The organism is Paraburkholderia sabiae (genome assembly GCF_030412785.1).
Lineage (GTDB): Bacteria > Pseudomonadota > Gammaproteobacteria > Burkholderiales > Burkholderiaceae > Paraburkholderia > Paraburkholderia sabiae.
Genome location: NZ_CP125295.1, coordinates 5,064,197 through 5,087,945, shown reverse-complemented (window position 1 = coordinate 5,087,945; position 23,749 = coordinate 5,064,197). Strand labels below are relative to the sequence as shown.

17 protein-coding genes are annotated in these 23,749 nt (G+C 63.3%); 12 read left to right on the top strand and 5 right to left on the bottom strand.

The features are described from left to right. Positions 1-189: 189 nt before the first annotated feature. Positions 190-1,392, top strand: a complete 1,203-nt coding sequence (locus tag QEN71_RS22895) for a polysaccharide biosynthesis/export family protein (protein ID WP_377791836.1) — start codon at positions 190-192, stop codon at positions 1,390-1,392. A 57-nt stretch (positions 1,393-1,449) separates the two neighbouring features. Continuing rightward, a complete protein-coding gene (locus tag QEN71_RS22890) occupies positions 1,450-3,702 on the top strand; it encodes a GNVR domain-containing protein (protein ID WP_201660367.1) in 2,253 nt (750 codons plus the stop codon). A 462-nt stretch (positions 3,703-4,164) separates the two neighbouring features. Here QEN71_RS22890 and QEN71_RS22885 read toward each other — a convergent pair whose 3' ends face one another. Next, the gene (locus QEN71_RS22885; RefSeq protein ID WP_201660364.1) at positions 4,165-5,199 is read right to left on the bottom strand and encodes an acyltransferase family protein; all 1,035 of its coding nucleotides are present in this window, start codon (positions 5,197-5,199) and stop codon (positions 4,165-4,167) included. Between the two features lie 331 nt (positions 5,200-5,530). On the opposite strand from QEN71_RS22885, the gene QEN71_RS22880 reads away from it, so the two are divergent. Both QEN71_RS22880 and QEN71_RS22875 read left to right on the top strand, forming a co-directional pair. Continuing rightward, the gene (locus tag QEN71_RS22880; protein ID WP_201660362.1) at positions 5,531-6,382 is read left to right on the top strand and encodes a methyltransferase, TIGR04325 family; all 852 of its coding nucleotides are present in this window, start codon (positions 5,531-5,533) and stop codon (positions 6,380-6,382) included. A 98-nt stretch (positions 6,383-6,480) separates the two neighbouring features. Further along, complete coding sequence (locus QEN71_RS22875) at positions 6,481-7,473, top strand: cupin-like domain-containing protein (RefSeq protein ID WP_201660359.1); 993 nt, start codon at positions 6,481-6,483, stop codon at positions 7,471-7,473. A 60-nt stretch (positions 7,474-7,533) separates the two neighbouring features. Here the strand turns inward: QEN71_RS22875 and QEN71_RS22870 are convergent, their stop codons facing one another. Further along, complete coding sequence (locus QEN71_RS22870) at positions 7,534-8,904, bottom strand: calcium-binding protein (RefSeq protein WP_201660356.1); 1,371 nt, start codon at positions 8,902-8,904, stop codon at positions 7,534-7,536. Positions 8,905-9,323: 419 nt separating this feature from the next. Here QEN71_RS22870 and QEN71_RS22865 point away from each other — a divergent pair, with 419 nt between their 5' ends. From QEN71_RS22865 to QEN71_RS22835, 7 genes are all read left to right on the top strand, one after another. Continuing rightward, positions 9,324-10,427 (top strand): glycosyltransferase family 4 protein, encoded by a 1,104-nt coding sequence (locus QEN71_RS22865; RefSeq protein WP_201660353.1) that lies wholly within the window; start codon positions 9,324-9,326, stop codon positions 10,425-10,427. Beyond that, positions 10,415-11,635 carry a glycosyltransferase family 4 protein gene (locus QEN71_RS22860; RefSeq protein ID WP_201660350.1) on the top strand — a complete coding sequence of 407 codons (1,221 nt, stop codon included), beginning with the start codon at positions 10,415-10,417 and terminating at the stop codon, positions 11,633-11,635. The genes QEN71_RS22865 and QEN71_RS22860 overlap by 13 nt, the downstream gene beginning before the upstream one ends. 58 nt (positions 11,636-11,693) lie before the next feature. Then, positions 11,694-13,112 carry a hypothetical protein gene (locus QEN71_RS22855; protein WP_233472124.1) on the top strand — a complete coding sequence of 473 codons (1,419 nt, stop codon included), beginning with the start codon at positions 11,694-11,696 and terminating at the stop codon, positions 13,110-13,112. 129 nt (positions 13,113-13,241) lie between these two features. Further along, on the top strand, positions 13,242-14,150 hold the full coding sequence (locus QEN71_RS22850) for a glycosyltransferase family 2 protein (protein ID WP_201660347.1): 909 nt from the start codon (positions 13,242-13,244) through the stop codon (positions 14,148-14,150). 51 nt (positions 14,151-14,201) lie between these two features. After that, on the top strand, positions 14,202-15,308 hold the full coding sequence (locus tag QEN71_RS22845) for a glycosyltransferase family 4 protein (RefSeq protein ID WP_201660344.1): 1,107 nt from the start codon (positions 14,202-14,204) through the stop codon (positions 15,306-15,308). 89 nt (positions 15,309-15,397) lie between these two features. Beyond that, positions 15,398-16,501 carry an acyltransferase family protein gene (locus QEN71_RS22840; protein ID WP_201660341.1) on the top strand — a complete coding sequence of 368 codons (1,104 nt, stop codon included), beginning with the start codon at positions 15,398-15,400 and terminating at the stop codon, positions 16,499-16,501. Between the two features lies 1 nt (position 16,502). Then, complete coding sequence (locus tag QEN71_RS22835) at positions 16,503-17,591, top strand: acyltransferase family protein (RefSeq protein ID WP_201660339.1); 1,089 nt, start codon at positions 16,503-16,505, stop codon at positions 17,589-17,591. Between the two features lie 258 nt (positions 17,592-17,849). Here the strand turns inward: QEN71_RS22835 and QEN71_RS22830 are convergent, their stop codons facing one another. Beyond that, entirely contained in the window at positions 17,850-19,028 is a 1,179-nt protein-coding gene (locus QEN71_RS22830; RefSeq protein WP_201660337.1) for an acyltransferase family protein, read from the bottom strand. A 268-nt stretch (positions 19,029-19,296) separates the two neighbouring features. On the opposite strand from QEN71_RS22830, the gene QEN71_RS22825 reads away from it, so the two are divergent. Next, positions 19,297-20,082 (top strand): glycosyltransferase family 25 protein, encoded by a 786-nt coding sequence (locus QEN71_RS22825; protein ID WP_201660335.1) that lies wholly within the window; start codon positions 19,297-19,299, stop codon positions 20,080-20,082. Positions 20,083-20,292: 210 nt separating this feature from the next. On the opposite strand, the gene QEN71_RS22820 is transcribed toward QEN71_RS22825, so the two are convergent. Beyond that, positions 20,293-21,588, bottom strand: coding sequence for an oligosaccharide flippase family protein (locus QEN71_RS22820; protein ID WP_201660333.1), 1,296 nt, complete (start codon positions 21,586-21,588; stop codon positions 20,293-20,295). Then, entirely contained in the window at positions 21,576-23,540 is a 1,965-nt protein-coding gene (locus QEN71_RS22815) for a hydrolase (protein WP_201660331.1), read from the bottom strand. Before QEN71_RS22815 ends, QEN71_RS22820 begins: the two co-directional genes overlap by 13 nt. Positions 23,541-23,749: the final 209 nt, after the last annotated feature.

The following is a 23,749-nucleotide window of genomic DNA, read 5'->3' as shown; positions in this document are numbered from 1 at the left end:
GAACGAGAGCAGAGCGGAACAAGGCAAAAAATATAACGACAGATGGCGGACACAGGCCGTCGTCGATTGCGCACAGGACGCAGCGACGGCCAACAGTCAAGGTGGGGTTGAAAGATGAGATTCGATAGCGTTTGGCGAACGGGGATCGCGCGGGCGCGCGCGATTCGCCCGGAATCATGGAGGCGAGGGATGGACACGATTGCGTGGCCGGACGGGGCACGCGCGATCGGTGCCGCGGTGTTGCGATATCTCGCACCCGTGGCAGCGGCCGTTGCGTTGGCGGGATGTGCGTTTTCTCCGGGGATGACCTATCGGGGTTCATATACGGACAGCGCAGGCGCGACCTCGCAGGTCGCGGCGGCTCGCGAGGCGGGTTCGCACGAGGCGTCGGGCGGCGATCGCGCGCCCGCGGGCTCGCTGGTCGAGATCACGGACGACCTCGTCGAAAAGCAGTTGCTCGCGCAGCCATCGGGTATCCCCGACGGCGTGCGCAGCCTGTTCGCGAAGGCGGGTCCGTATCAGGTCGGTCCCGGCGACATCCTGAACATCGTGGTGTGGGATCACCCGGAACTGAATCTGCCCGCCGCCGGTGGTGGCGGCTCGGACTCGTCGGGCGCGAATTCCGTCGCGGCGGGCTACACGGTCGACACCGACGGCTTCATCCAGTACGCGTACATCGGGCCCGTCAAGGTGGCGGGGCTCACGGAGATGGGCGTGCGCGATCTGCTCTCCAGCAAGCTCGGGCGCTATGTGCGGCAGCCCCAGGTGACCGTGCGCGTGCAAACCTATCGCAGCAAGCGCGTCTATCTCGATGGCGAAGTGAAGACGCCCGGCGTGCAGGTGCTCAACGACATGGTGATGACCTTGCCCGAGGCGATCAATCGGGCGGGCGGTTTCACCGACCGGTCCGATCGCTCGCGCGTCGCGCTCACGCGCGGCGACGAGACGGTGATCGTCGACATACCGGACATGATCCGCAAGGGCGTCAACCCGGACCGGATCATCATGCGCGACGGCGATCTGGTGCGCATCTACGCGCAGAACGACAGCAAGGTGTTCGTGATCGGCGAAGTGCAGCGCCCCGGCGGATTGCCGTTCAACAACGGACGCATGACGCTGAACCAGGCGCTGGGCGACGCGGGAGGCATCAGCCAGGTCTCCGGGGACGCGTCGCAGGTGTATGTCGTGCGTAATCGCGATGCGGGCAAGCGCGTGGTGTATCACCTCGACGCAACGTCGGCCTCGGCGATGGCCACGGCCGACTCGTTCGAACTCAAGCCGAACGACGTCGTGTTCGTCGACGCGTCCGCGCTCGTGAAATGGAGCCGCGTGATCGGCCTGATTCTGCCTGCGACACAGGCGGCGGCGACGACCCGGGCGATCGGCTACTGACAGCCGTATATCGATGCACGTGCCCGCCACGTTGGCGGGCACCGACGGAGAGACAGATTGAAACAGCGCGAATATCTGCTAGAGGGGTCGCTCGACGACGGCATGGCGCCGCCGGACGGCGGGTATGTCGGCAAGCTTCTCGACACCCTGTATGAAGGCCGGAAGACCATCGTCATCGTCACGATGCTCTTTACGCTCGTGGGCATCGTCTACGCGATGCTCGCGCGTCCTGTGTATCAGGCGGACATGCTCATCCACGTGGAAGACAGCGACGGCGCGACCAAAAACGCGCTCGCCGATCTGTCGGCGATGTTCGCCGTCAAGACGGCGGCCTCGGCGGAGATCGAAGTGCTGCGCTCGCGGATGGTCGTCTCGCGCGCCGTCCAGGCCACGCAGCTCTACATCAGCGCCACGCCGCGCTATTTCCCGGTGGTGGGCCGCTGGATCGCGACGCACCTGAACGTGTCGAGCTGGTCGGGCCGCGGCGGGTACGCGTGGGGCGACGAGGCGATCAGCGTGAGCCGGTTCGACGTGCCCGACCGCCTGCACGGCGCGCGATTCATCCTCACGTACAAAGGCAACGGCGAGTACGTCCTTGTTCACAATGGGATGGACCTGCGGGGCAAGGTCGGCGAAACGCTGCATGTCGAGGTGCCGGGCGGCGCGATCGACCTGCTGGTGAGCGCGATCGACGGTCATTCGGGCGCGACGTTCGAACTGTCGCGTTCGTCCGAGCTTGCGGCGACGCTCGATCTGCAAAGCCGGCTGATGATCTCCGAGAAGGGCAAGGAGTCGTCGGTGATCGGCGCGGCGCTGGAAGGCGGCGACCCCGTGAAGACGAGCGTGATCCTGAACGCGATCGGCAACGAATACATGCGCCAGAAAGTGCAGCGCACGCAGGAAGAAGCCGAAAAGTCGATCGCGTTCCTGAACCAGCAGTTGCCGGAACTGAAGGCGACGCTCGAAAGGGCCGAAGAAGAATACAACCAGTTCCGCTCCGAGCACGGCGCCGTCGATCTCGGCGCCGAAGCGGCGGCCTTGCTGCAGAGCACGGCGGCTGCGCAAGCCCGCATCGCCGACTTGCGCCAGCAGCGTGCGCAACTCGACGCGCGGTACATGCCCGACAACCCCGCGCTGATCGCCATCAACGGGCAACTGTCGGAGGCCGAGAAGGCGATGGCCGAACTCGGCGTCCAGACCAAGCGGCTGCCGCCCCTCGAACAGAGCGTGCTGCGTCTGCAACGCGAAGTCCAGGTCGACACGAACATCTACACGAACCTGTTGAACACCAAGGAGCAGATGCGCCTGCTCAAGGCGGGCAAGGTCTCGAACGCGCGCCTGATCGACAGCGCCGCGGTGCCCGAAGGCCCGATCCGGCCCAGGCGGACGCTGATCGTCGTGGCGGGATCGCTCACGGGTGTGTTCGTCGGCGCGGCGATCGTGCTGTTCCGGCGCAGGATGAATAGCGGTATCGCAATGGTCGATGAAATCGAGGCAGGCGCGGGCCTGCACGTGTACGCCTCGGTGCCGCGCAGCCGCGTACAGCAGACGCTCGCGCGCCGGCTGCCCGAAGGCGTACCCGGAACGTGCAGCGTGCTGGCGCGGACGGCATCGTTCGACGCCGCCGTCGAGAGTCTGCGCAGCTTCCGCGGCGCGCTCGAGTTTGCGTTGCGCGATGCACCCAATCATGTCGTTCTGCTCGCCGGTCCGACGCCGATGGTGGGTAAGTCATTCGTGTCGGTGAACCTGGCGGCGCTGCTCGGCTCGTCGGGGCAGCGCGTGCTTCTCATCGATACCGACTTGCGGCGCGGCACGCTGAACGCGTATGTGGGCGTGCGTTCGATGCCGGGCATCACCGACATCATGCAAGGCGCGCCTTACGAGAGCGTGGTACATCGGCAGATCATGCCGGGTGTCGATTTCGTCGCTAACGGCGGTTACGTGGCCAATGCGAGCGAATTGCTCCGGCATAGCCGCTTCAGACGCTTCGTCGAGTGGGCAGACGGCGAATACGACGTCGTGCTGATGGACGCACCGCCCATTCTGCCCGTCGCCGATTCTGGCATCGTCGCTCATCTGGCGGGCATGGTGTTCCTTGTCGCGCGCCAGGGCGTGACGAGCGTGTCGGACCTGCGCGAATCGGTGCGGCGCTTCGGACAGATCGGCGTGCCCATCCGCGGCGTGGTCTTCAACGACATGACCTCGCGGCCCGGCAAGTACGGCAGCGAGTATGCAGCTTATGGCTATGCGAGCTACAGCAACGCAGACGGCGACGTGGGCAACGCAAGCAACGCAAGCAACGCGAGTTGAGCGCATGACGGGCATCGCGGGCGGTAACGACGCTCAGCGATGCCGGTGTGTCCTGTGAACGTATCAACGCAGTGGCGATCGACGCCGGACGGCGGTGTTCGCGGCAGATCATCGCCCGTGCACCGTCAATGCACCGTCAATGCAGCCAGTTGCCGAAGCATGGCCCGGGTATGGGTTTCGACATCGGGTTTCGACATCGGGCCACGCCCATCGGACACAGCGAGTCAGCTGTTTCTCCACTCCCCAATATGAATGTTTCGCCGACGCCGTCGAATCGCTCCGCGACCTGACGGCTTTGCGCGTCCCAGACTCCGTTGAACGGTCCGTCGCGAAGGCCGTGGCAGGCGCTACCCGGTCGACGCCGTCGACCGCCTGAAACGCTCCGGGATTGCGCTGCGCGTGAGCGATGAATGGCGCACACGTTCCGCGTGAGAGCGTCGTGTGCGGCAACGGATTCGCGGCCTAGGCCTGCCCGCCGGATTCGCGCAATCGCACGGCGGGCGCAGGTTGCAGCAGTCGACGCGCGCTTTTGTGCAGCGGTCTGTCGACGAACCAGTAGAGCGCGACGCCGACGGCCGTCGCCATGACGATGATGAGCGTCACGCCGATGGGCGCCGTTGCGCGGAAGCTGTCGGGCGCGCTCGCCAGCAGTCTGCGCGCGGCTTCGACGCAATACGGATGGCTCAGATAGATCGCATAGCTGGCATCGCCGATCAACAATGCGCCTTTCGTCAACGAGCCGGAACCGATCGCCGGTTCGAGACTCAGGCTGCTGGCGACCAGCAGGAAGGCGGGAACGCCGAAATAGACCAGATGCGCGCGCGACAGTTCGTTCCAGTTGATGTACGCCATCGATACATAAGCGGCCACTGCGATGAACCCGGCAAGCACAGGCGGAATACGGACGCCGCGTTTCCACAGCCGGTAGGCGACGAAGCCGAGCGGGAACTCGAAGATGCGCTGATAGGAATAGAACTCGGCGATGGCGTCGCGTGAACCCGACGCGGATGCCGCGCAGAAAATCACCAGGATGATCGCGGACGCAAACAGCAACCGGTACCGGCGCAGCATTCCCAGCGAGACGGCCGCGACCGCATAGAACATCATTTCGTAGTTCAAGGTCCAGCCGACGAACAGCATCGGGAAAATCAGGCCGCTTTCCTTGCGATACGGAATGAAGAACAGCGACTTCAGCAGATTGCCGAGATCGGCTGCCGTCGAGCTGAAGAGGGTGGGTGCGACGAGCGTGCCGGCCAGGACGACGAACGTCAGCAGCCAGTACAGCGGCACGATCCGCGCAATGCGATCCAGCACGAAACGCCGCGGGTTGAGATGGGGCGTGTCGAGCACAAGAGCGATCACGAATCCGCTCAGCACGAAGAAGATGTCGACGCCGAACTCGCCGAACGTGTGCCCCGTCGGCGCCATGATGTGATAGAAGATGACGCTGACGGCTGCCACGCCGCGCAACACGGTAAGGGACTGTAGCTTGTTCATGTCGGGAGCGCGGTCCGCGCATAAGCTCTGCATTTTCGCGGCTATTCTGACATTACAAATGCTTACGCGAGTGTGCAGTTGTGTGCGTGACCGCACGCACGGCAGCAACTGCCTCCACTGTCCCCACGCTTTCACGCGTCTGCGTCTGCCCGTCTTTTCTCATCCGGATATTTCTATCGCCTTGTCGTCATGACCTGAATCGACGGGGATGTTCGTCAACGCACGTTGGGTCTTCGGACGGGATAGTAGCCTCAACGCATGATTCGCCGCGTGCCATGAAGATACACGCATGCCTTTCGGATAATCGCCGTCGAGCGCACCTGGAACCCTCATGAAGAAAGTGCTGAAAGCCATTCTGATGCATAGCGTCCTGGGCGCCTGGCTCGGGAAGGTGCCAGGCGTGTCGCGGCTTTACGCAAGAACCGTCTGGTACGCGCAGATGAATCATTATTTCGGCCTTTACGGTAGCTTCGAAGATGCCGAGCGCGCCGCGACGGGTTACATGAAGGTCGGCTGGAACGACGAAGGCATCGCGAAAGTGCTCGTCAACGAGAAGCCGGAAGAGCCGCCGCAAGTCTTTCAGACATCGCAATTCGCCGTGTTGCTCTGGCTCACCAAGCTGCTGAAGTCGGGCCACGCGATTCTGGACATCGGCGGCGCGGGCGGGGTCTTCTACGAAATCTGCATGCGCTACGGCCTTCTGTCCGCGCCGATGCGCTGGCATGTGGTCGATGTTCCAGAGATGGTGAAGCGCGGCATCGCGCGCCATGAGCAGCTGAAATCGCCGATGATCAGCTTCGGCACGGATCTCGTGGAAGCACCCGCATCCAACATCATGCTGATGCTGGGCGTCATGCAATATCTGCCCGATCCGCTCGGCGAAAAAGGGCCGGGCATTCTCGAAAGCGTGCAGACGCTTCCGTCGCACATCCTCATCAACAAGGTGCCGCTGATGGACGACGGCGAAGCGTGGACGATCCAGAATCACGTGACGAGCGCGATGCCATACCGGCTCTTCAGCCGTCGCAAGTTCATGGACTATTTCGAAGCGCACGGCTACCGTCTGCGCGACCGCTGGATCGTTCCCGAACTGAGCATCGACATTCCGTTTCATCCCGAACGTACCGTGCCGTTTCTCGAAGGCGTCCATTTCGAACGTCATCCCGTCGCGGCAGCCGCGTAGCGACGCGCCGCCCAGAAAGGACGGGGTGTGGGATGCAGTGGCCGCACGCCTGATGAAGTGCATTCGCGTTGTGTTTCTCTAACCTGTGAAGGTGTCCCATGTCTGTGCCGAGCGATGCGGCTGTATTGAGTGATCCAGCACACGAACCGCCCTTCGACGACAAGATGCTTCGCGTGTCCGGAAGCGACTTCAGAAGCCGTTTCAATCTGCATTCGTTCCAGTTCGAGCATACGTTGCACCGGACGGGGCTGTTCGAGATTCCTCGCATCGTCGAACTTGCAAGGCGGATCATCGACAGCCATTCGAATCGCGATTTCAGCGCGCTCAACTTCAAGCGCGCGTCGATCGATGCAAAGTTCACGGCGATGCCGCCGGGCGAGCGGCTCGCGGAAACGGTTGCCCGTCTGGGTGAAATGGGCACGTGGATCAAGCTGAGCCGCGCGCAGGACTACGACCGCGAGTACGCGCAAGTGCTGGACCGCATCACGTCCGAGCTCGAAGACCTGTCCGGCCTGCCGCTGCGTAAGGACATCACGTGGGCAACGATGACGCTGTTCCTCGCGTCGCCGAAGATCGCCACGCCGTTTCATATCGATCACGAAACCAATTTCCTCTTCCAGGTGCAGGGCTCGAAGGACGTGTGCCTGTTCCCGGCGAGCGACCGCGAGCTGGTACCGGACCAGGAAGTCGAACGCTTCTATAACGGCAATGCGGAAGCCGCGCGCTATCGCGAGGAAATGCAGAATCGCGGTACCGTCTATCGGCTGACGCCGGGACAGGTCGTGCATCACCCGCCGTTGGCGCCGCACTGGGTGCAGAACGACGACAACATCTCGGTGAGCGTGAGCATCGGCTACTGCATGAAGCCGCTCGAGGAACGCGCGAGGGTCTATCAGGCGAACTACATTTTGCGCACGATGGGACTCAGGCCGTTGCCGCCCGGACTGTCGCCGTTGCGCGACAGCCTGAAGAGGAGGGTCATCTCGACCTTCGAGCATCGCGATCCGAAGAGCTACTACGACATCGTATTCGCGCCCATGAACCGGCTGAAATCGCCGTTGAATGCGGTACGGCGGCTGGTCGGACGTTGACTGCACCGGCGCGCCGGAATGGGCGCGCCGTTTTCCCGCACTCGCGCGCGACGCCGCTGTTCAGGTTCCCGGCGTATCCGCCGGCGTGATTTCCAGCAGAATGACGTGATCGGGTACGTCCACGGGCAGTTGACGCACGTCGCGATGGCTCGCCTGCGGCTCGGCCGAAACGAGCGGATCGTACACGTCGACATGGCGCACCGATGCACCGAAATCGATGCTGATGCGAGCGGGTGGATGCGTCACGGGCTTGCCGTTCGCGCGGTCCCAGATCTGCGTCTCGTTCCATAGCGCCAGCACGAAGCGTCCGTCCTTCTTTTGCAGCAGCAGGCTGTTTGCAGACACGGGCATGTCGGCGAGCGTATAGGGCAGCGTGCTGCGCGCCGGGTCTTTTGTCCTGCGCGCCGTGCCGGCTTTCAGGATCGTCGTGAGATTGCGGATCGCGTAGGCTACCGGCTTGGGACTGTTGTCGAAGCGAAACATGCCGAAGTGCATTTCGCCGCTCTTGTTCTGCGGATCGGCTTTTTCGTCGAGCAGTTCGTAGACATAGATCCGCTTCACGCCCGCCACGGCTGAATCCAGGTAGCCGTTCAACACGGCCTTGGCCTGCGTCGGCTCGTCGACGCCAATCATGTACCAGCCCGATTGCGGCATCGAGAAATAGCCGAATTCGGTGATGACGATCGGCAGGTTGAATTTCTTCACGCTATAGATAGCCGCGGGAATCCAGCTGCCGCCCGGCGAGTTGTACGTCGGCTGATTGCCGTTCTGCGGATATGCATGCTGATTCGCGTAATCGGCGGAATCGGCGCGCGACTCGACCGTTCTCGTGTCGAAGCCCGTCAGATCGTAGACGGGAACGCCCTTGAGTTCCGGCGTGCCGCGTACGCGCGTGTAGATTTCACGCTGCGCGGCGAGTCCGGCAGCCTGCCCCGTGAGCCCGCGATAGGGGATCGGAAAGTTGTCGATCTCGTTGAAGCCTTCAATGGCCGCGATGCTGCCGGGCACTTCCGTGTTCAGGCGCGCGGCGAGTTCGATCGACTCCGCAATGTTCGAGCGCACGAGGAAATTGAACCTGACGCCGCGCTGTGCGAGATACGCGTAGCTGGCGAACGGCGCGCTCGGGCCGGGCGTGTAGTCACGCGCGTGACGGATGCCGAGCCATGCCATGTCGTCGGCGACATTGCGCACGTTCAGATACGCGCCATCCGTGTAGTTGACGTGGGTGACGACGCCGAGCGTGTCGAGGAAGGCGTCGACGGGCATCATCCGCACAGGATTGTCGGCCGCGTGTGCCGCCGCTGCGCCGGCGAGCACGCAGACGCACGCCGCGACACTCGCGACGGCGCGCGCGCCCGTCCTCATGCGCGAAGCGCGAGAGACGGGTGGGGAGGCCGCGAGGCCGGGGAGGGTTGCGACGGGATGCTTCACGGCGAATTCCTCGCGTGCGAACGTCGCCGGTTTCGGGCGCTTTGTTCCTTGCCGGCGACTGGATGAGTTGGCCTTTTCTGAAGGCGCGTGCAGCGCACATTCTGCTGCGTCGTTGCATCCCCGGTGTGTGCGACGGCGAACGGATAGGGTCCACGAAGAAACATCGCGCGGACCCGACGCAATCTTCTTTCATCCTGCGCATCGGACAACACGTCGCGATCTGTGTGCGGGTTCACGTAATGCGCCATTCATGCGCGATCCACGATGCGGGCGGAACGCGAATCGACCTGCCATGCGCGCCGGCGAACATTCGCGGGGGAGCGGACCGGCTACGCTCGCGTCATATGAACTACATGGCGTGGCGTGTCGGATCCGTCGTCTCGGCGACGGTCGATATGAGCGATGCCCGGACCCTGTCGATGACACACGTGCCTCGCCCCAACCTGCTGATCAACGGCCGCTTTCTCGGCCGCCGTGCGACAGGGGTCGACCGCTTCGCGTTCGAGACCATCCGTGCGCTCGATCAGCTGATCGAACTGCGCGATCCCCTCGTCGCCGGATTGCGGGCTGAGATCGTCGTACCCGAAGCGCTGACGGATATGCCCAACCCCTTCCGCCACGTCGGATTGCGGGCAAGCGGGAAGGGCGGCGGTCTGCGCTGGGAGCAGCTTGCGCTGCCGTACGCCGCGCGCGGGCGGCTGCTTCTCAACCTGTGCAATTCGGGACCGCTGCTGTATTCGCGTCAGGTGACGGTGCTGCACGACGCAGCGCCAGCGCGCGTGCCCGACAGCTATAGCCGCTCGTTCGTCGCCTGGTACCGGCTGATGGCGCCGCGCCTTGGCCGCGTGTCGCGGCGTGTGATCACCGTATCGGAATTCTCGCGGCGCGAGCTATGCGACGCATACCGGATTCCGGCCGGCAAGATCGGCGTCGTGCCGGAGAGCGGCGAGCATATGTTGCGCATGCCCGTGGATGAGGACGCCGTCGTGGCGAAGCTGGACGGGCGGCCGTTCGTGCTCGCTGTCGGCAGCCTCAACCGGCACAAGAACTTCCGGCTCGTGGCCGACGCCGCGCGTCTCATCGTTGATGCGCAATTCGACATCGTCGTGGTCGGCGGCGGCGATGCGCGCGTGTACGGAGAGGGTAAGGACGCGTTGCCGGCCTTCGTGAAGCACCTGGGCTACGTGACGGATGGTGAACTGGCCGCGCTTTACCGGCGTGCCGCGTGCTTCGTCTATCCGTCGCGCTACGAAGGCTTCGGGCTGCCGCCTGTCGAAGCGCTGGCGCTGGGCTGTCCCGTCATCGCGTCCAGGCTGCCGTCCGTCCAGGAAGCCTGCGGCGACGCCGCGCTCTACACGTCACCGGACGACCCCGCCGAACTCGCCCGTCTGCTCGAACGCATCACCGCCGACGCCGCATTGCGTGCGAGCCTGCGCGAGCGCGGCCGAGCGAGGACAGAAGAACTGACCTGGCGCGCGACGGCCGCCCGGTTGATCGAGGAGATCTCGCCGTGGCTAATGTGACTCTTGCCCCAACCGCTGGCATCGACTTCCGACGTTTCGGCCGGGTCGCGCTCGTGCATGACTGGCTCGCTGCGTACGCGGGTTCGGAGAAAGTGGTCGAGCAGATTCTGCAGCTCTTTCCCCACGCCGATCTCTACAGCGTCGTCGACTTTTTCCCTGAAGCGCAACGCGGCGTGCTGGGCGGCAAGCGCGCTCATACGTCGTTCATCCAGCACCTGCCGCGCGCACGCAAATCGTTTCGTCATTACCTTCCGCTGATGCCGCTCGCGATCGAGCAGTTCGATCTGTCCGGCTACGATCTCGTGATCTCGTCGAATCATGCGGTGGCCAAAGGCGTATTGACCGGGCCGCATCAGGTGCACGTGAGCTATGTGCATTCGCCCATTCGCTACGCGTGGGATCTGCAGCATCAATATCTCGCCGAAGCAGGGATGCAGCGCGGCGTCAAAAGCTGGATCGTGCGTCTGCTGCTGCATTACATGCGCATCTGGGACCACCGGACCGCGCAAGGCGTGGATGCCTTCGTCGCCAACTCGGCGTTCGTCGGACGACGCATCAGAAAAGCCTACGGAACCGAGGCCACGGTGGTCTATCCGCCCGTCGATGTCGAGCGGTTCGAACTCAGCACGCAGCGTGAGGACGTGTATCTGATCGCCTCGCGCATGGTGCCGTACAAGCGCATTCCGCTGATCGTCGAGGCGTTCACGGCGATGCCGTCGCGGCGCCTGGTGGTGATCGGCGACGGCACCGATTTCGCGCGTGCCAAGGCTTGTGCGACGCCCAATGTGACGCTGCTCGGCTATCAGCCCGACGAGGTGCTGGTCGAGTGGATGCAGCGTGCGCGCGCGTTTGTTTTTGCAGCGGAAGAGGACTTCGGCATTTCCGTCGTCGAGGCGCAGGCGTGCGGGACGCCCGTCATTGCGCTGGGCCGTGGCGGCGTGCGGGAGATCGTCGTCGAGTCGTCCGACCCCGAGCGGGCGACGGGACTCTTCTTCAACGAGCAGAGCGTGACTGCCATCGTCGACGCCGTCGAGCGCTTCGAGCAGTTGCCGCCGTTCAGCGCCGAGGTGTGCCGCAGCAATGCGATGCGGTTTACGAAAGAGCGGTTCCGCCGCGAGTTCATGGCGGTCGTGGAGAGCGCCGTCGAAGCCGGCCGCGTGCCGACCGGTTCCGCGCTGCCGGAGATTCGCCGCTGGCGCTCTGCCTGAGCCGTGCAACAACAGGTCCGCTCGTGCAGGCGCGCACCGGCGGACAGGAGATGAAGCAGTGCCGTCCATATACGGAATCATCGTTATCCTGATCGGGCTACTGGTGCTCTATACGTCGTTTCGCGGCGCGATTTACGCGATGGCGGCGTTTTCGCTGTTCGCCTGCACGCAGGCGCTCGGATTGGGCAGCATCGGCATCATGCCCGCGCAGCTTTTCCTCGTCTTCTTTGCGCTGAGAGCCTTCAATCTGTCGGGCGGAAAGGGGATCACCGATGCGTTCGCGATGGACAAGGCGGGGTTCTGGCTGCTCTGCACCACCGTGTGGGGTGTCGCAGGCGCTGTGATATTGCCGCGTCTCCTGCAAGGCTCGACGCTCGTGTTTCCCGTCGATCGCGGCATCACGGGTGCGGCGATGCTGCAGCCACTCGGCCCCGTCTCCGGCAATCTGTCGCAGGCGATCTATTGTGTCGGCGATCTGGTGGTGTATGCGTGCATGGTCGCGTTCCTCAAATATCGCGGCGCGTATCGGGCGCTCGCGAGCGGCATTTTTCTGCTCACATGCCTGGACGTTGCCGCAGGCGTGATCGATTTCGTCACGCATGCGGCCGGTCTCGATGTGATGTCGGTTATCAAGACCGCTTCGTACGCGGATCTGAGCGGCGAAGAACTGGGCGGGCTGGTGCGCATCACGGGCACCTTTGCCGAGACCTCTGCGTTTTCGAGTTTTACGCTGCCGCTGTTCGTCTTTTGCCTCAATCTCTGGCTGCTCGGTTATCGGCCGAAAATGGCGGGCTTGCTCGCCATCGCGACGGGCACGCTGCTGCTGATGTCAACGTCGGGCACCGCGTATGTCGGGCTGGCCGCGTACATGGGCGTGCAGATGATCAGCCGGCCGGGTCGTGTTTCGCCCGGCGCGGTCGAGCGCCAGCAGCGCATGTGGATCATTGCAGCCTGCGCTGGCGTGCTCGGCACGCTTTACGTGATCCTGTTCATGCCGGGTGTGGCGAAAGCGCTTGCCGACTTTGTCGACACCACCGTGATGAGCAAGGCGGACAGTTCGTCCGGCATCGAACGGATGAGCTGGAACACGCAAGGCGTGACCAATTTCCTCGATACCTACGGGATCGGCGTTGGCCTGGGCAGCATTCGCGCATCGAGCTTCGTCGTTGTCGTGCTGGCGAATCTCGGCGCGGTGGGCGTGGTCTGCTACGGAATGTTTCTCGCCAAAACGCTGCTGTCGCCCGTGTCGACGCATTATCCGCCGACGGAGCGCGCCGTTTGCCATGCGGCGCGACACGGCATGATCGCGACGCTGATCGTCGCGTCGCTTGCGGCCGGCGTGTTCGAACTCGGTTCGACCTTCTACATGTTCGCGGCGGCAGCGGGCGCGCTGTCGCAGCGTGCGCCCAGACGCGTGCCGAGGAGTCGCGAGTGGGTGACGCAGCACGTGCATGAAGGGGTGCCGGACTCGCGCTGACAAGCCATGCTTGCGCTTGCACGATGTTCCCGTTTGCGTGGGTTAGCCAGCAGTACGGCGCGGGTTGCATCGATAACATGTGCGTCGACATGCTGAAGATTGGATTCGAGTATCTGCCGGGGAACGATCATGTCCAGTGAAACGAGCCTGCCTTCGTCAGGCGGGAAAGCAAAGGTTTGCCTGATCTTCGCGACTCGCGGGCGTGCCGAAGTGCTCGAGCGTGTGGTGTCGTTCGTCGATTCGCAGACGGTAAGGCCGGATCTGATCATCGTTTCCTGCGTGTCGGACGAAGACGCCGGCCATCTTGCGAACCGGCCCGGGCTGCTTGTCATCAAGGGGCGGCCTGGCCTTACCGCGCAACGCAACCACGCGTTGAAACAGGTATCCGACGACTTCGACGTCGTGGTCCTGCTGGACGACGATTTCCTGATGCACGACCGATGGATCGCGGAAGTACTCAAGGCGCTGGATAGCGATCCTTCCATTGCCTGTGTCACGGGAACGGTACTCGCCGACGGCATCCATGGACCGGGTTATTCCGTCGAAGAAGGGCAGGCGATCCTCGCAAGGGCGACGGACGTTCCATGCAGTCTGCGCATCGTGCCGACGGGTGGCCCGTACGGGTGCAACATGGCGTTCCGGGCTCGCAGCATCGCGGGGCTGCGCTTCGATGAGCGTCTCGTGCTCTACGGCTGGCAGGAAGATCGCGACTTCGGCGGTCAGATCTGGAATCGCGGCGGCCGTGTGGTTCGCATCAACACGGCGCTCGGCGTGCATCTGGGTGTGAAGCGAGGCAGGGTATCGGGCCGCAAGCTCGGCTATTCGCAGGTCATCAATCCCCTCTATCTGGCGAGAAAGAAGACCATGCCGTTGCGCGCCGCGCTCGATCACGTGATGCGCAATGTGGCGAGCAACATCGTGCGCAGTTTCGCGCCGGAGCCGTGGGTCGACCGCCGCGGGCGTCTGGGCGGCAACCTGATCGGCCTGTGGGATTTCATTCGCGGCCGCTTGACGCCTGAACGGGCGGCCAATCTTTGAAAAACCGAACGACTTCGATTCCGCCAACCTTCTGCCAGCGAGGCCATGCTGATGTACAAGACGATAGCGTTTAACGGCAAGTTCTTTGGGGCGGGCCCAACGGGCGTGCACAAGGTTGCCGAGCAACTCATCGCCGCCACGGATGCATTGATTTCGGAGCAGTCCGCTGACGACGTCGACTACGCGCTCGTCGTCAGAAACAGCGTCAAGGTGCCGTCTTACCGGAAAATCATGTGCGTCCAGGAAAATCCGCTGGCTCGCCGGATGCACCGGATCATGTGGGAACAATGCTATCTGCCGCTCGCGCGCAGGAAGGATTTCATTCTCAATCTCTGCAATCTCGGCCCGCTGTGTCATCGCGATTCGGCAACGATGATTCACGATGCGCAGGTTTACTCGGCACCGGACTCGTATTCGCTGGGCTTCCGGCTGTGGTACAAATTCCTGTTCTTTTTCATCGGCAGGCGGCACCGGCTCATCGTCACGGTGTCGGAGTTCTCCCGCAACGAACTCGTACGCTACGGCGTCGCAAGCGCCGACAAGATCGTGGTCGTCCACAACGGCTGCGATCACGTGCTGCAGGTACGGCCCGACGACAGCAAGGTCGCGGCGCTGCACCTCACGCCGAAGCGCTACGTCCTCGCGCTCGCCAACACGCAGAAGCACAAGAACATCGGCATTCTCCTCAAGGCTTTCGCGAAGCCTGAAATGAAGGACATTACGCTGGTTCTGTTCGGCGGCGCGAGGAAAACCGACTTCGAGGAAGCGGGGCACGCGGTGCCCGCCAATGTGACATTCACCGGCTGGGTTAGCGATGCCGAACTGGTCGGTCTCATGACCAACGCGGGCGTGCTGGCGTTCCCGTCGCTCACGGAAGGGTTCGGGTTGCCGCCGCTGGAGGCGATGGCGCTCGGCTGTCCCGTCGTGGCCGCGCCCTTCGGCGCGCTGCCCGAGGTCTGCGGCAATGCCGTGCTGTATGCCGACCCTTTCGACGCGGACGCATGGAGCCAGCAGATGCTCACCGTGCTCGACGATTGCGCCGTGCGTCAGTCGCTGATATCGACGGGACGTCGGCAGGCGGGCATCTTTACATGGAAACAGGCGGCTCGAAATCTGTTCGACGCCGTGAGAGCCGTCGCCCCTGCTTACCCGCGATAGAACGGGAAAGCAGGGCAGCGCGTTCGGTCTCGCGCTTCGTCGCTTTACCACGGTGCTGTCGGCGCGAACCGGTTTGGGAGGACAACGCAATGAAGAAGCTGGAGTCGGTCCAGGTGCTCCGCGCCGTCGCGGCCATGCTGGTGGTGTTTTGCCACGCAGCGGGGCAGGTGGGCGGCCACGGCGCACATGCGTCGCAGATATGGACGCTCGTCAACATCAAGGGGCTGTTCGGCGTCGATATCTTCTTTGTCGTCAGCGGCTTCGTGATGATGTACATCATTTCGGGGCAGCGCTCCGGCGGCACGACGGCGCGCCGGTTCTTCGGCGAGCGCATCGTGCGTGTCGTGCCGCTGTACTGGGCGGTGACGCTGCTGTCGATCGGTATCGGTCTCGCGCTGCCGGCGCTCAAGTACAAGAACTGCTACGAGGTCGGGTATGTGTTGCGCTCGCTGTTTTTCATACCGGCCATCAATCCGCTGACGGGTGCGCCGGAGCCGGTGCTCGGACTCGGCTGGACGCTGAACTTCGAGATGTTCTTCTATACCGTCATATCGCTGGTCCTGCTGCTCGGCGTGCGGCGCGTCTATCTCGCGATCGTGGCGATCTTCGTGACGCTCGTCACGCTCGGGCTCGTGTTGAAGCCCGAGTACCTGATCCTGAAGGGATGGACGCATACCATCATTCTCGAGTTCGTGTTCGGGGTGATGTTCGCGCAGTTGCGTCTGTCGGGGTTCCGGATCGGCGGCACGACTCAGGTCGCGCTGATCCTCGCGGGCGTGGCCGGCTGGCTGATGACGGGGCCCTCCGCGGACGGCACGTTCGACATGCGCGGCCTCATTTGGGGGCCGCCCGCCGCCGCGATCTTCGCGGGCGTCGTCATGGGCCGTCGCGACGTGCAGTATCCGAAGCTGCTTCTGCTGATCGGCGACGCCTCGTACAGCCTGTATCTCACGCATCTCTTCATCATGCGGGCGTCGTGGCTGATCGCAAACCAGCTGTCTGTCGGCGACGCGCTGCGTATCGCCGCGTTCTTCGCGCTGTTCGTGCCCGGCTGCGTGTGCTTTGCGATCGTGTCCTACCGGAAGTTCGAAATGCCGGGCATGCGCTTCGGGCGGCGCTTTCTGCTGGCGCGGCAAGACAAGGGTGGCCTCGCCGAAGGCGTTTCGGCTGGAACGCAGCAGGTGAGAACCTGAGATGACTATCGCCACGGGACGTCCCGCCCGACTCTACGGACTGGAGCATCTGCGCTTTCTCGCGGCCTTTGCCGTCCTGATACACCACATCCTCGAAGAGGCGTCGGGCAGTCCGCTCGCGCTCGTCTCACCCTCGGCGCAGCGGATAGGCGCGTGCGGCGTCGATATCTTCTTCGTCATCAGCGGCCTGGTGATGTGGCATACGACGTCGGGGTTCTCCGCGCAGACATCAGCCAAAGGTTTCGTCGCGCGACGTCTCACGCGCATCATGCCGTCGTACTGGGCGTGTCTCGCGATCGTCGTCGCGCTGGCCGCGAGCGGCGTCGCTTACCGGCACGTTCCGCTCGATGGCGTCGGCATTGTCGAATCGATTCTGCTGCTGCCGCCGACGGCGGCGTCCGGCCTGATCATGGGCGTGTCGTGGACGCTCGTCTATGAGCTTTACTTCTACGCTATCTGTACGGCCGTGCTTTGTCTTCCGTGGCAAAGGTATCGCGTGGCATGGATCGCGGTGCTGCTCGCGGGTGTGCCCGTCGTCCTCGACCTTGCGGGCGCCACGACGTCGGCCCGTTATTACGCGAATCCGCTTGTCGTCGAATTCGTGTGCGGCATCCTGCTCGGAGCAGTCAGTGCGCGGCTGCCTGTGCTGGGGCTCCGGAGCCGGTGGCTGGTGTTGATCGCATGCGTCGCGCTGTTCGGGTGGGGTTCGTTTGCTTCGCCCGATCAGACGACTTCCGGACTTGCGCCCTCGTTCAGGTGGTGGGCGTGGGGACTTCCCGCCACGCTGCTTGTCGGCGCGTTCATCCATGCAGAGGATAGGGGCGGACGCATCAGCCGGTCTCTGACGTTGCTCGGCAATGCGTCGTATGTGCTTTATCTGACGCATGGTTTCTGGATGAACGTATTCGCGCGTGCCGTCAAATCCGGGACGTTCCATACGTCCGTCAGCCTCTATCTGGCAGCTGCGTGCGTGGCCGGCGTTGCCGTTGCGTTTGCGCTCGCTGTTCACCTGTACCTCGAGAAGCCTGCCCTCGGCTGGCTCAGCAGCAAGCGGTCGCGGGTTCGTCAGACGGCGCTGACTTCGGGCTGAGTCGAGACGTTCTGATGCAGACACGAAAGGCAGGATTGCTTCGCTTCGGTATGCCCCTTCTGATGTCCCCGTCTGTCAGAGCAAGAAGATCGACGGGGATCGTCGCCGCACGGGGCTGCGCCGTGTCTGTCCGGGCTTGTTCGCAGCGGGTATGAAAAAGAGCCGATGCTGCGACCGATCCCAATAGCCTTCGTGAAAAAGGCCGATCGAATCACCTGATCGGCCTTGCGCTTTTCAACGTGAATCCACACCGGACAGTCAACCGGCGTTCGGGTCCGCCATTCCGCCGGGCGTGACGGTCCTGGCTCGCGCTGCCGACGACCGGGCAAGTCTCTTCGAGAGGAAAGCGCGTATCGGCTCATCGACATACTTCGTCACGATGATCGCACTCACCAGCGTAGTCGCGCACGCGACGGCGATGGGAACGGCGGCTGACTCGTTGTGCTTGCCGAGCAGCATGAACACGGCACGGCCAATCGGAAAGTGCAGCAGGTAGACGGGATACGAGAGCCAGCCGAGAAACTGCGCGGTTTTAGCTTCGAACATCGAAGCGCAAGGCAGCTTGGCGCCGACCATCACGAGGCAAGGCGCCACGCAGAAAATCACGAATGCGGGATAAGCGCCGCGCAGCGACATCGGGAACAGGAACATGATGAGCGCAACGATATAGAGGCCGTATGAATTGCGAAGCACGCCTTTCAGGGCGTCCACGATGCGCAGATCGACGCCCGCGCTCCTCAGGTTGTAGAGCAGCACGCCCGATACGAAGCCGAATATGACGCGGTAGAACCCGCCGTCGAGCCTGCCGCCGGACCAGCCTTGCGAGAAGTCGACGACAGAGTGCCCATGAAACTCGAAACTCGTCAGGGCGCCTGTGATCAGAAACATCAGACCGCCGACGACGCTGATCCTGAACATCGTCGACCGGCTCAGCCTGACGATGATCACGAAGGCAATGCTCGCGACCATTTCGAAGAATAGCGACCACGCGGGCGGATTAGCCGGGAATATCTCGCCGATCGTCAGCTCGGCAGACACGGCGCCCGCAGCCACCATGTTTGCATTGCCGAAATGGCCGATGTACGGCGTGAAGAACAGATTGTGAAGGGTCGCCGAAATGATGCTTTGCATCGGATAAGTCGACAGGCCGAGCGCTTTCGCGCCGATCAGCACAGGCAAGCCGATCAGCAAGGAGATCAGCAGCATCGGATACAGGCGGATGACGCGTCTTTTTACGTATTCGGCGGCCGTCATGCCGTCGAGGAGCCGCGCTCCATACGAGTGAGCGATGACGAAGCCGCTCAGCATGAAGAAGAGATCGACGGCGACGTAGGCGTTCCTGAACGCTTCCTGAGTGAAGTGCGACATCATCACGGCGATGGCGGCGACGCCTCGCAAGCCGTCGAGCGCATCGTATCTGCTGTTTGTCGTAGCCATCGCGTCTCCACATCTTGTGATCCACCAGGGCGGGTCTTCGCCGCGCATCGGGGTCGTTGCTCTCAACGAGTCTAGCGGCCCGGCCGAAGCGGCTGTGTGCGATTGACAACGCATGACGGGCGAGGGCCGCCATCCTGTCGACATTGTTTGGCACCCCACGGAAAGGCGCGGGGAAAAGTCTTACGCTAAGGCCGTAGCGTGTCGCGCCGTGTGCGGTCGCGGCCGCCCGTTCAGGGCACTCCATTGTTCATTCAGGACGCTAGAGAAAATGAAGATTTTCGTCATCAATCTCGACAGGTCTACAGATCGACTCAACCACATGACGGTCCAGCTCGAGAGGCTTGGCTACCCGTGGGAACGCTTCTCGGCTCTGGGGCCTGCACAGGTCGAAGAAATGAGCCGGACGCTCGAATTGCCCCTGCTGCGCGGGACGTGTACGGCGGGCGAAAAGGGCGCCGCGCTCAGTCACTATTCGATCTGGGAAAAAGTCGTGAAGGAAGGCATCGATCACGCGCTCGTGCTCGAGGACGATGTGCATTTTTGCCGCGACGCGCGCCATCTTCTCGACTCCATCAACGAGAGGTTTTCGCGCGGGTTCCGCTATGACGTCATCAAGATGGAAACGTCGCTGGCGGGGATATTCATCGACCGGAAGGGGCTGGATCTGTCGACCCGCACGGGGCTGCACCGGCTGCGCAGCAATCACACGGGGGCGGGCGCCTATATCATCTCGAACGCCGGCTGCCGCAAGATGATCGAACGCTTCGCAATGAATGATCGCGCGGTGGATCTCGTCATGTTCAATGGCGATCTCGAAGAGACGTACGTGTATCAGTTGCACCCGGCGGCATGCATTCAGGATGTCTGGTTAAAGAGCGGCAAGAAGGGAATGACATCCGAAATCGGCGAGGAACGATCCGACTGGAAGCCTGGATCCGTCTGGCTGCAACGCGCCAAGTCGCCTTTCCGTGGCGCGTACGACTTCGTTCAATCGCTGCGTGTCTGGAACAAAGGTCTGGTCAAGATCCGGTCGAGTTACATGGATGGGATCTGAATTCCGTTTGACCTGAGATTCGCTCTGCGTTGGAAGCCAGCGGCTGAACGGCTGGCTTCAGCAACGCTTCGAACCCAGCTGGCTTGAACGCCGCACGGGTCGCGCCAGAGCGATCTTCCGCTGTGCATTTCCCGTTCATTTCCCGTTCAGGAACGGCACCGCAGCCAATACGCAGGCGCCCGTTCCAGGCGCGCTGGGCATCGCGGCGCGTCACCCTTTCCCGCGAGGGCGCAGCGCGAAAAGCGGCGTGCTTCCCGTCGCCAGCATCTCTGCGATCAGACCCGAGCGGATCAGCGACACGAGCAGCGTCGCCAGCAGCGTCAGTTCTCCCAGCAGACGCGCGGCCACCATGCCCATCGCGCCCCAGTGGCTCGCGAGCGGAATCGCGGCGACGATGCTGACGACCGCGGTCGCGACGCCGGCGCGGGCAAGCATGCCGTCTCGATGCCGCGGGATCAGGAAGTAGAGCCCGAGTGTCTGGTTGACGACACTCAACGGTAACACCAGCACGAACACCTTGAGCACAGGCACGGAACTCTGGAAGCCCTTGCCGAACACGAGCGGCACCACCCAGTCGGCGAGCAGCATCGTCAACGCGACGCCCACGAGCGAGCCGAACAGGAAGAAGGCGAGAATGCCATACGCGAGCCGGTTGGCTTTCGCCGGATCCTGGCCGACGAGATACGTGACTTTCGGGATCAGGATCTGCGAGGCGGGGACCGTGAGGCTGAGCGCGACGGCGATCAGGCGTTCCGCCACGCCGAACGCGCCGACCTCGGCGGCTGGCGCGAGCACGGAAAGCAGATACGTGGACGCGGTAATCAGCAGAACCGACGTGCCCGTATAAATGAAGATCACCTTCGAGCGCTGGATCAGGTCGATGCCCGCCTTGATCGACGAAAACCATCCGGCGAACTCTCGCCTGATGACGCCGTAGCCGAGTACCGTTTGCAGCACGCAGGACGCGAGCAGCAGGAAGAACACCAGCGACAGATCTGACGGGTCACGGATGAACAGGAAGATGAGCGCGAGCGAGGTGACGAAGCCGACCACTTCGATCAGGATGCTGGTTCTCGCGCGTCCTGTGCTCGTGAAGTACCAGCCCGGGTTGAACGCGGCGAGCAGGCCGAGCAGCACCGTGGTGCAGCCGAGCATCGGGTGCGCCGACAGCACGGGCGAGAACGCGACCGCGCCGAGTCCGAACACGGCCGTCGGGATGCACAGCAGCAGCCGACCCGTCATGTGGCTCGACAGGATGGCCGCGCGTTCGGTGCCATCTTTCGCATAGACGGTATCGCGGCCGCCGACCGTCGGGAATCCGAAATTGACGAAGCGCCAGAGCGTATTCGACAGCGACATGCCCGCCAACACGACGCCATAGCCCGCCGGCCCCAGCGTTCTGCCGTAAAAGGGCAGAAGCAGCAGCGGATAGACGTAGCGCACCACATAGGCGAAGTACGTCGCGACGAGTTCCGCGCGGGTTTTCGAAGGCTTTACCTGATCCATGATCGTACCGTGTAGCTCAATCTGATCGTTTTCTGCACGAGCCGATGCGAATTCGGAAACGCGCGAACCACGGCGCCGCTCGGCCAGAGCGACTGTTTCGCGACGTGAAGCCGCGTCCACGCGTTGGCCTGCCTCATGTTCGGGCCCGTCACGGACACCGTGCCGTCGCGCCCGTAATCGAGCGAGCGGTCGCGCTCCGTGAGCCGGTTGACCAGCTCCGGGTCCGGAAACATGATCGCGCGCTCGAGGCGCCCGGCGGCCAGTTCGAAGGCGGCAAGCGACGTATCGGCTGCGGGCTGCTTCGCGCTCCCGGCGACATAGCGGGCTACTTCGTCGAATTTCGGATGAGGCATGCGCGCAAGTCTCTGTTGCCAGCCTTCCGTTTCGAGGTTGGAGACGAGGCTGCCGTCCGCACCTCTGTCGAAGCGGCGCACGCTTTCCAGGTCGGGCTCGACGAGACCTTCTATCAGATGCCAGAAAGCCAGGACCGACGAGATCGAGTCGCCCGGCTTGTAGCCGTTGCGCTCCGTCAACAGCCCGGTGACGGCCGGAAAATGCTCGCGCCCATGATGCTTGTAGTCGCAACGCGCGAGCTGGACGCAGTGGCTGCCGTTGGCGAGCCCGCTTTGCATCAGCATCTTGATGGTCGAGCCATAGAGGCCCGTATCGCACAATACGATGCCCGGCTTGCCCGCCGTGAGCGTCTGCCACACTTCGCGAAAGCGCCGGGCCTGCTCGACGATCTGCTCCCACAGATGCGGCTCGCGTCCACTGCGCAGCGCTTCGATAAACGGGCGCACGGTGGCGTAGTTGCCCTGCGGCGCGAGATCGGCGCCACTGAGCGCCCGTGCGAGCGCCGATACGTTACGCACTTCGAACGAATAATCGAGTTCGTCGACGACACCGTCGCCGCCGTACACGAGCGCGTCTCTTGCCGCGACGAGGCGAGAGATCATCAGCGGTTCGATGCGGATATCGTCGCGCGCGGGCAGTTGCGCGGCATACAGCCTGTAGAGCTTTTCGAGCCCCAGACCGCCGCGCGCGCAGAAGAGGGCGGCCACGGAGCCTTCGACGGCCGCCGTCTGTTCCAGATAGACGTGCAGTCTGCGGCAGTATTCCGCAAACACGGGACCGAGCACGTCCGTACCGAGCGTGTCGCCCGTCGTGCGCGCGCTGCCGTTCGCCGCTCGCCTGTAGCGCCCGTCGTGCCGCCAGCGAAACCACTGCGACTGGCCGCGCGCGAGTGCCGCGTTGGCGCGCAGCATCGCGACGTGCAGACGGGAACGCGGGCGCAGAATGGCCGTCATTCCGCAACGGCGCGGCATCGACTCGTCCGCGGTCGGGTCGTCGCCGATGTGCGCCATCCGGGCGAGCGGGACACAGGCGGCATCCGACACCGCCGCGAAAATCGTTCCGTCACGCTTGGTAAGTTGCAGGTCGGCGCTCGTATGGATAGCGTCCCATTGAAGGCCGGGTGGACAGACGGCCGTGATCAGCTGGCTGAGCGCGTCGCACGACAGGCTCGTATCGCTCACCACGCGCAGCGACACACCGCCGGCGCGCAGCCGTTCGAGCTCTCGTATCAGCGGCAGGTTCGGCACCAGGCATTCGCGTTCAACAGCGAGTTCGCACGCGATCCATTCGGGCACGAACGCGGTATCGAGATGGGCGAGTTCCAGCAGGCTCGATGCGACGCTTTCGAGGCGCACCTCGCCATGTCCGGCGACATTGCGCGCACGGAAAGCGAGTTGTTCGATCTGGCGCCGGCGCCGCGCGAGCGCATGCGGCGCGAACTGGTCCGGACGCAGTGCCAGACGTTTGCAGAACAGCCTGGCCGCCTTCAACAGACGCTGCTCCAGCGACACGGGTTTGCGCAGCAGCAACGTATCAAAGGCATCGACGCAAAGCAGCGTGCTTTGCGCTTCTTCCAGCAACCGTGGGAGAGACTTCACGAATGGCCATCCTCTCAGCAATCAAGCTGTATCTGATTCATTGGCTTCCTGGGCGGCTTTTTTCTTCAGTCGAGCCGCGAAGCTCTGATTTCCGGTCCTGTCGATGCCGGACGAGGATGCGCCAGCGCGACTTTGCGATTCATTGTGAACAATGAAGAGGGGTGTGTTTGTGCGAGGGCGTACGCAGAACGGCCTATTTGCCCGGCCTC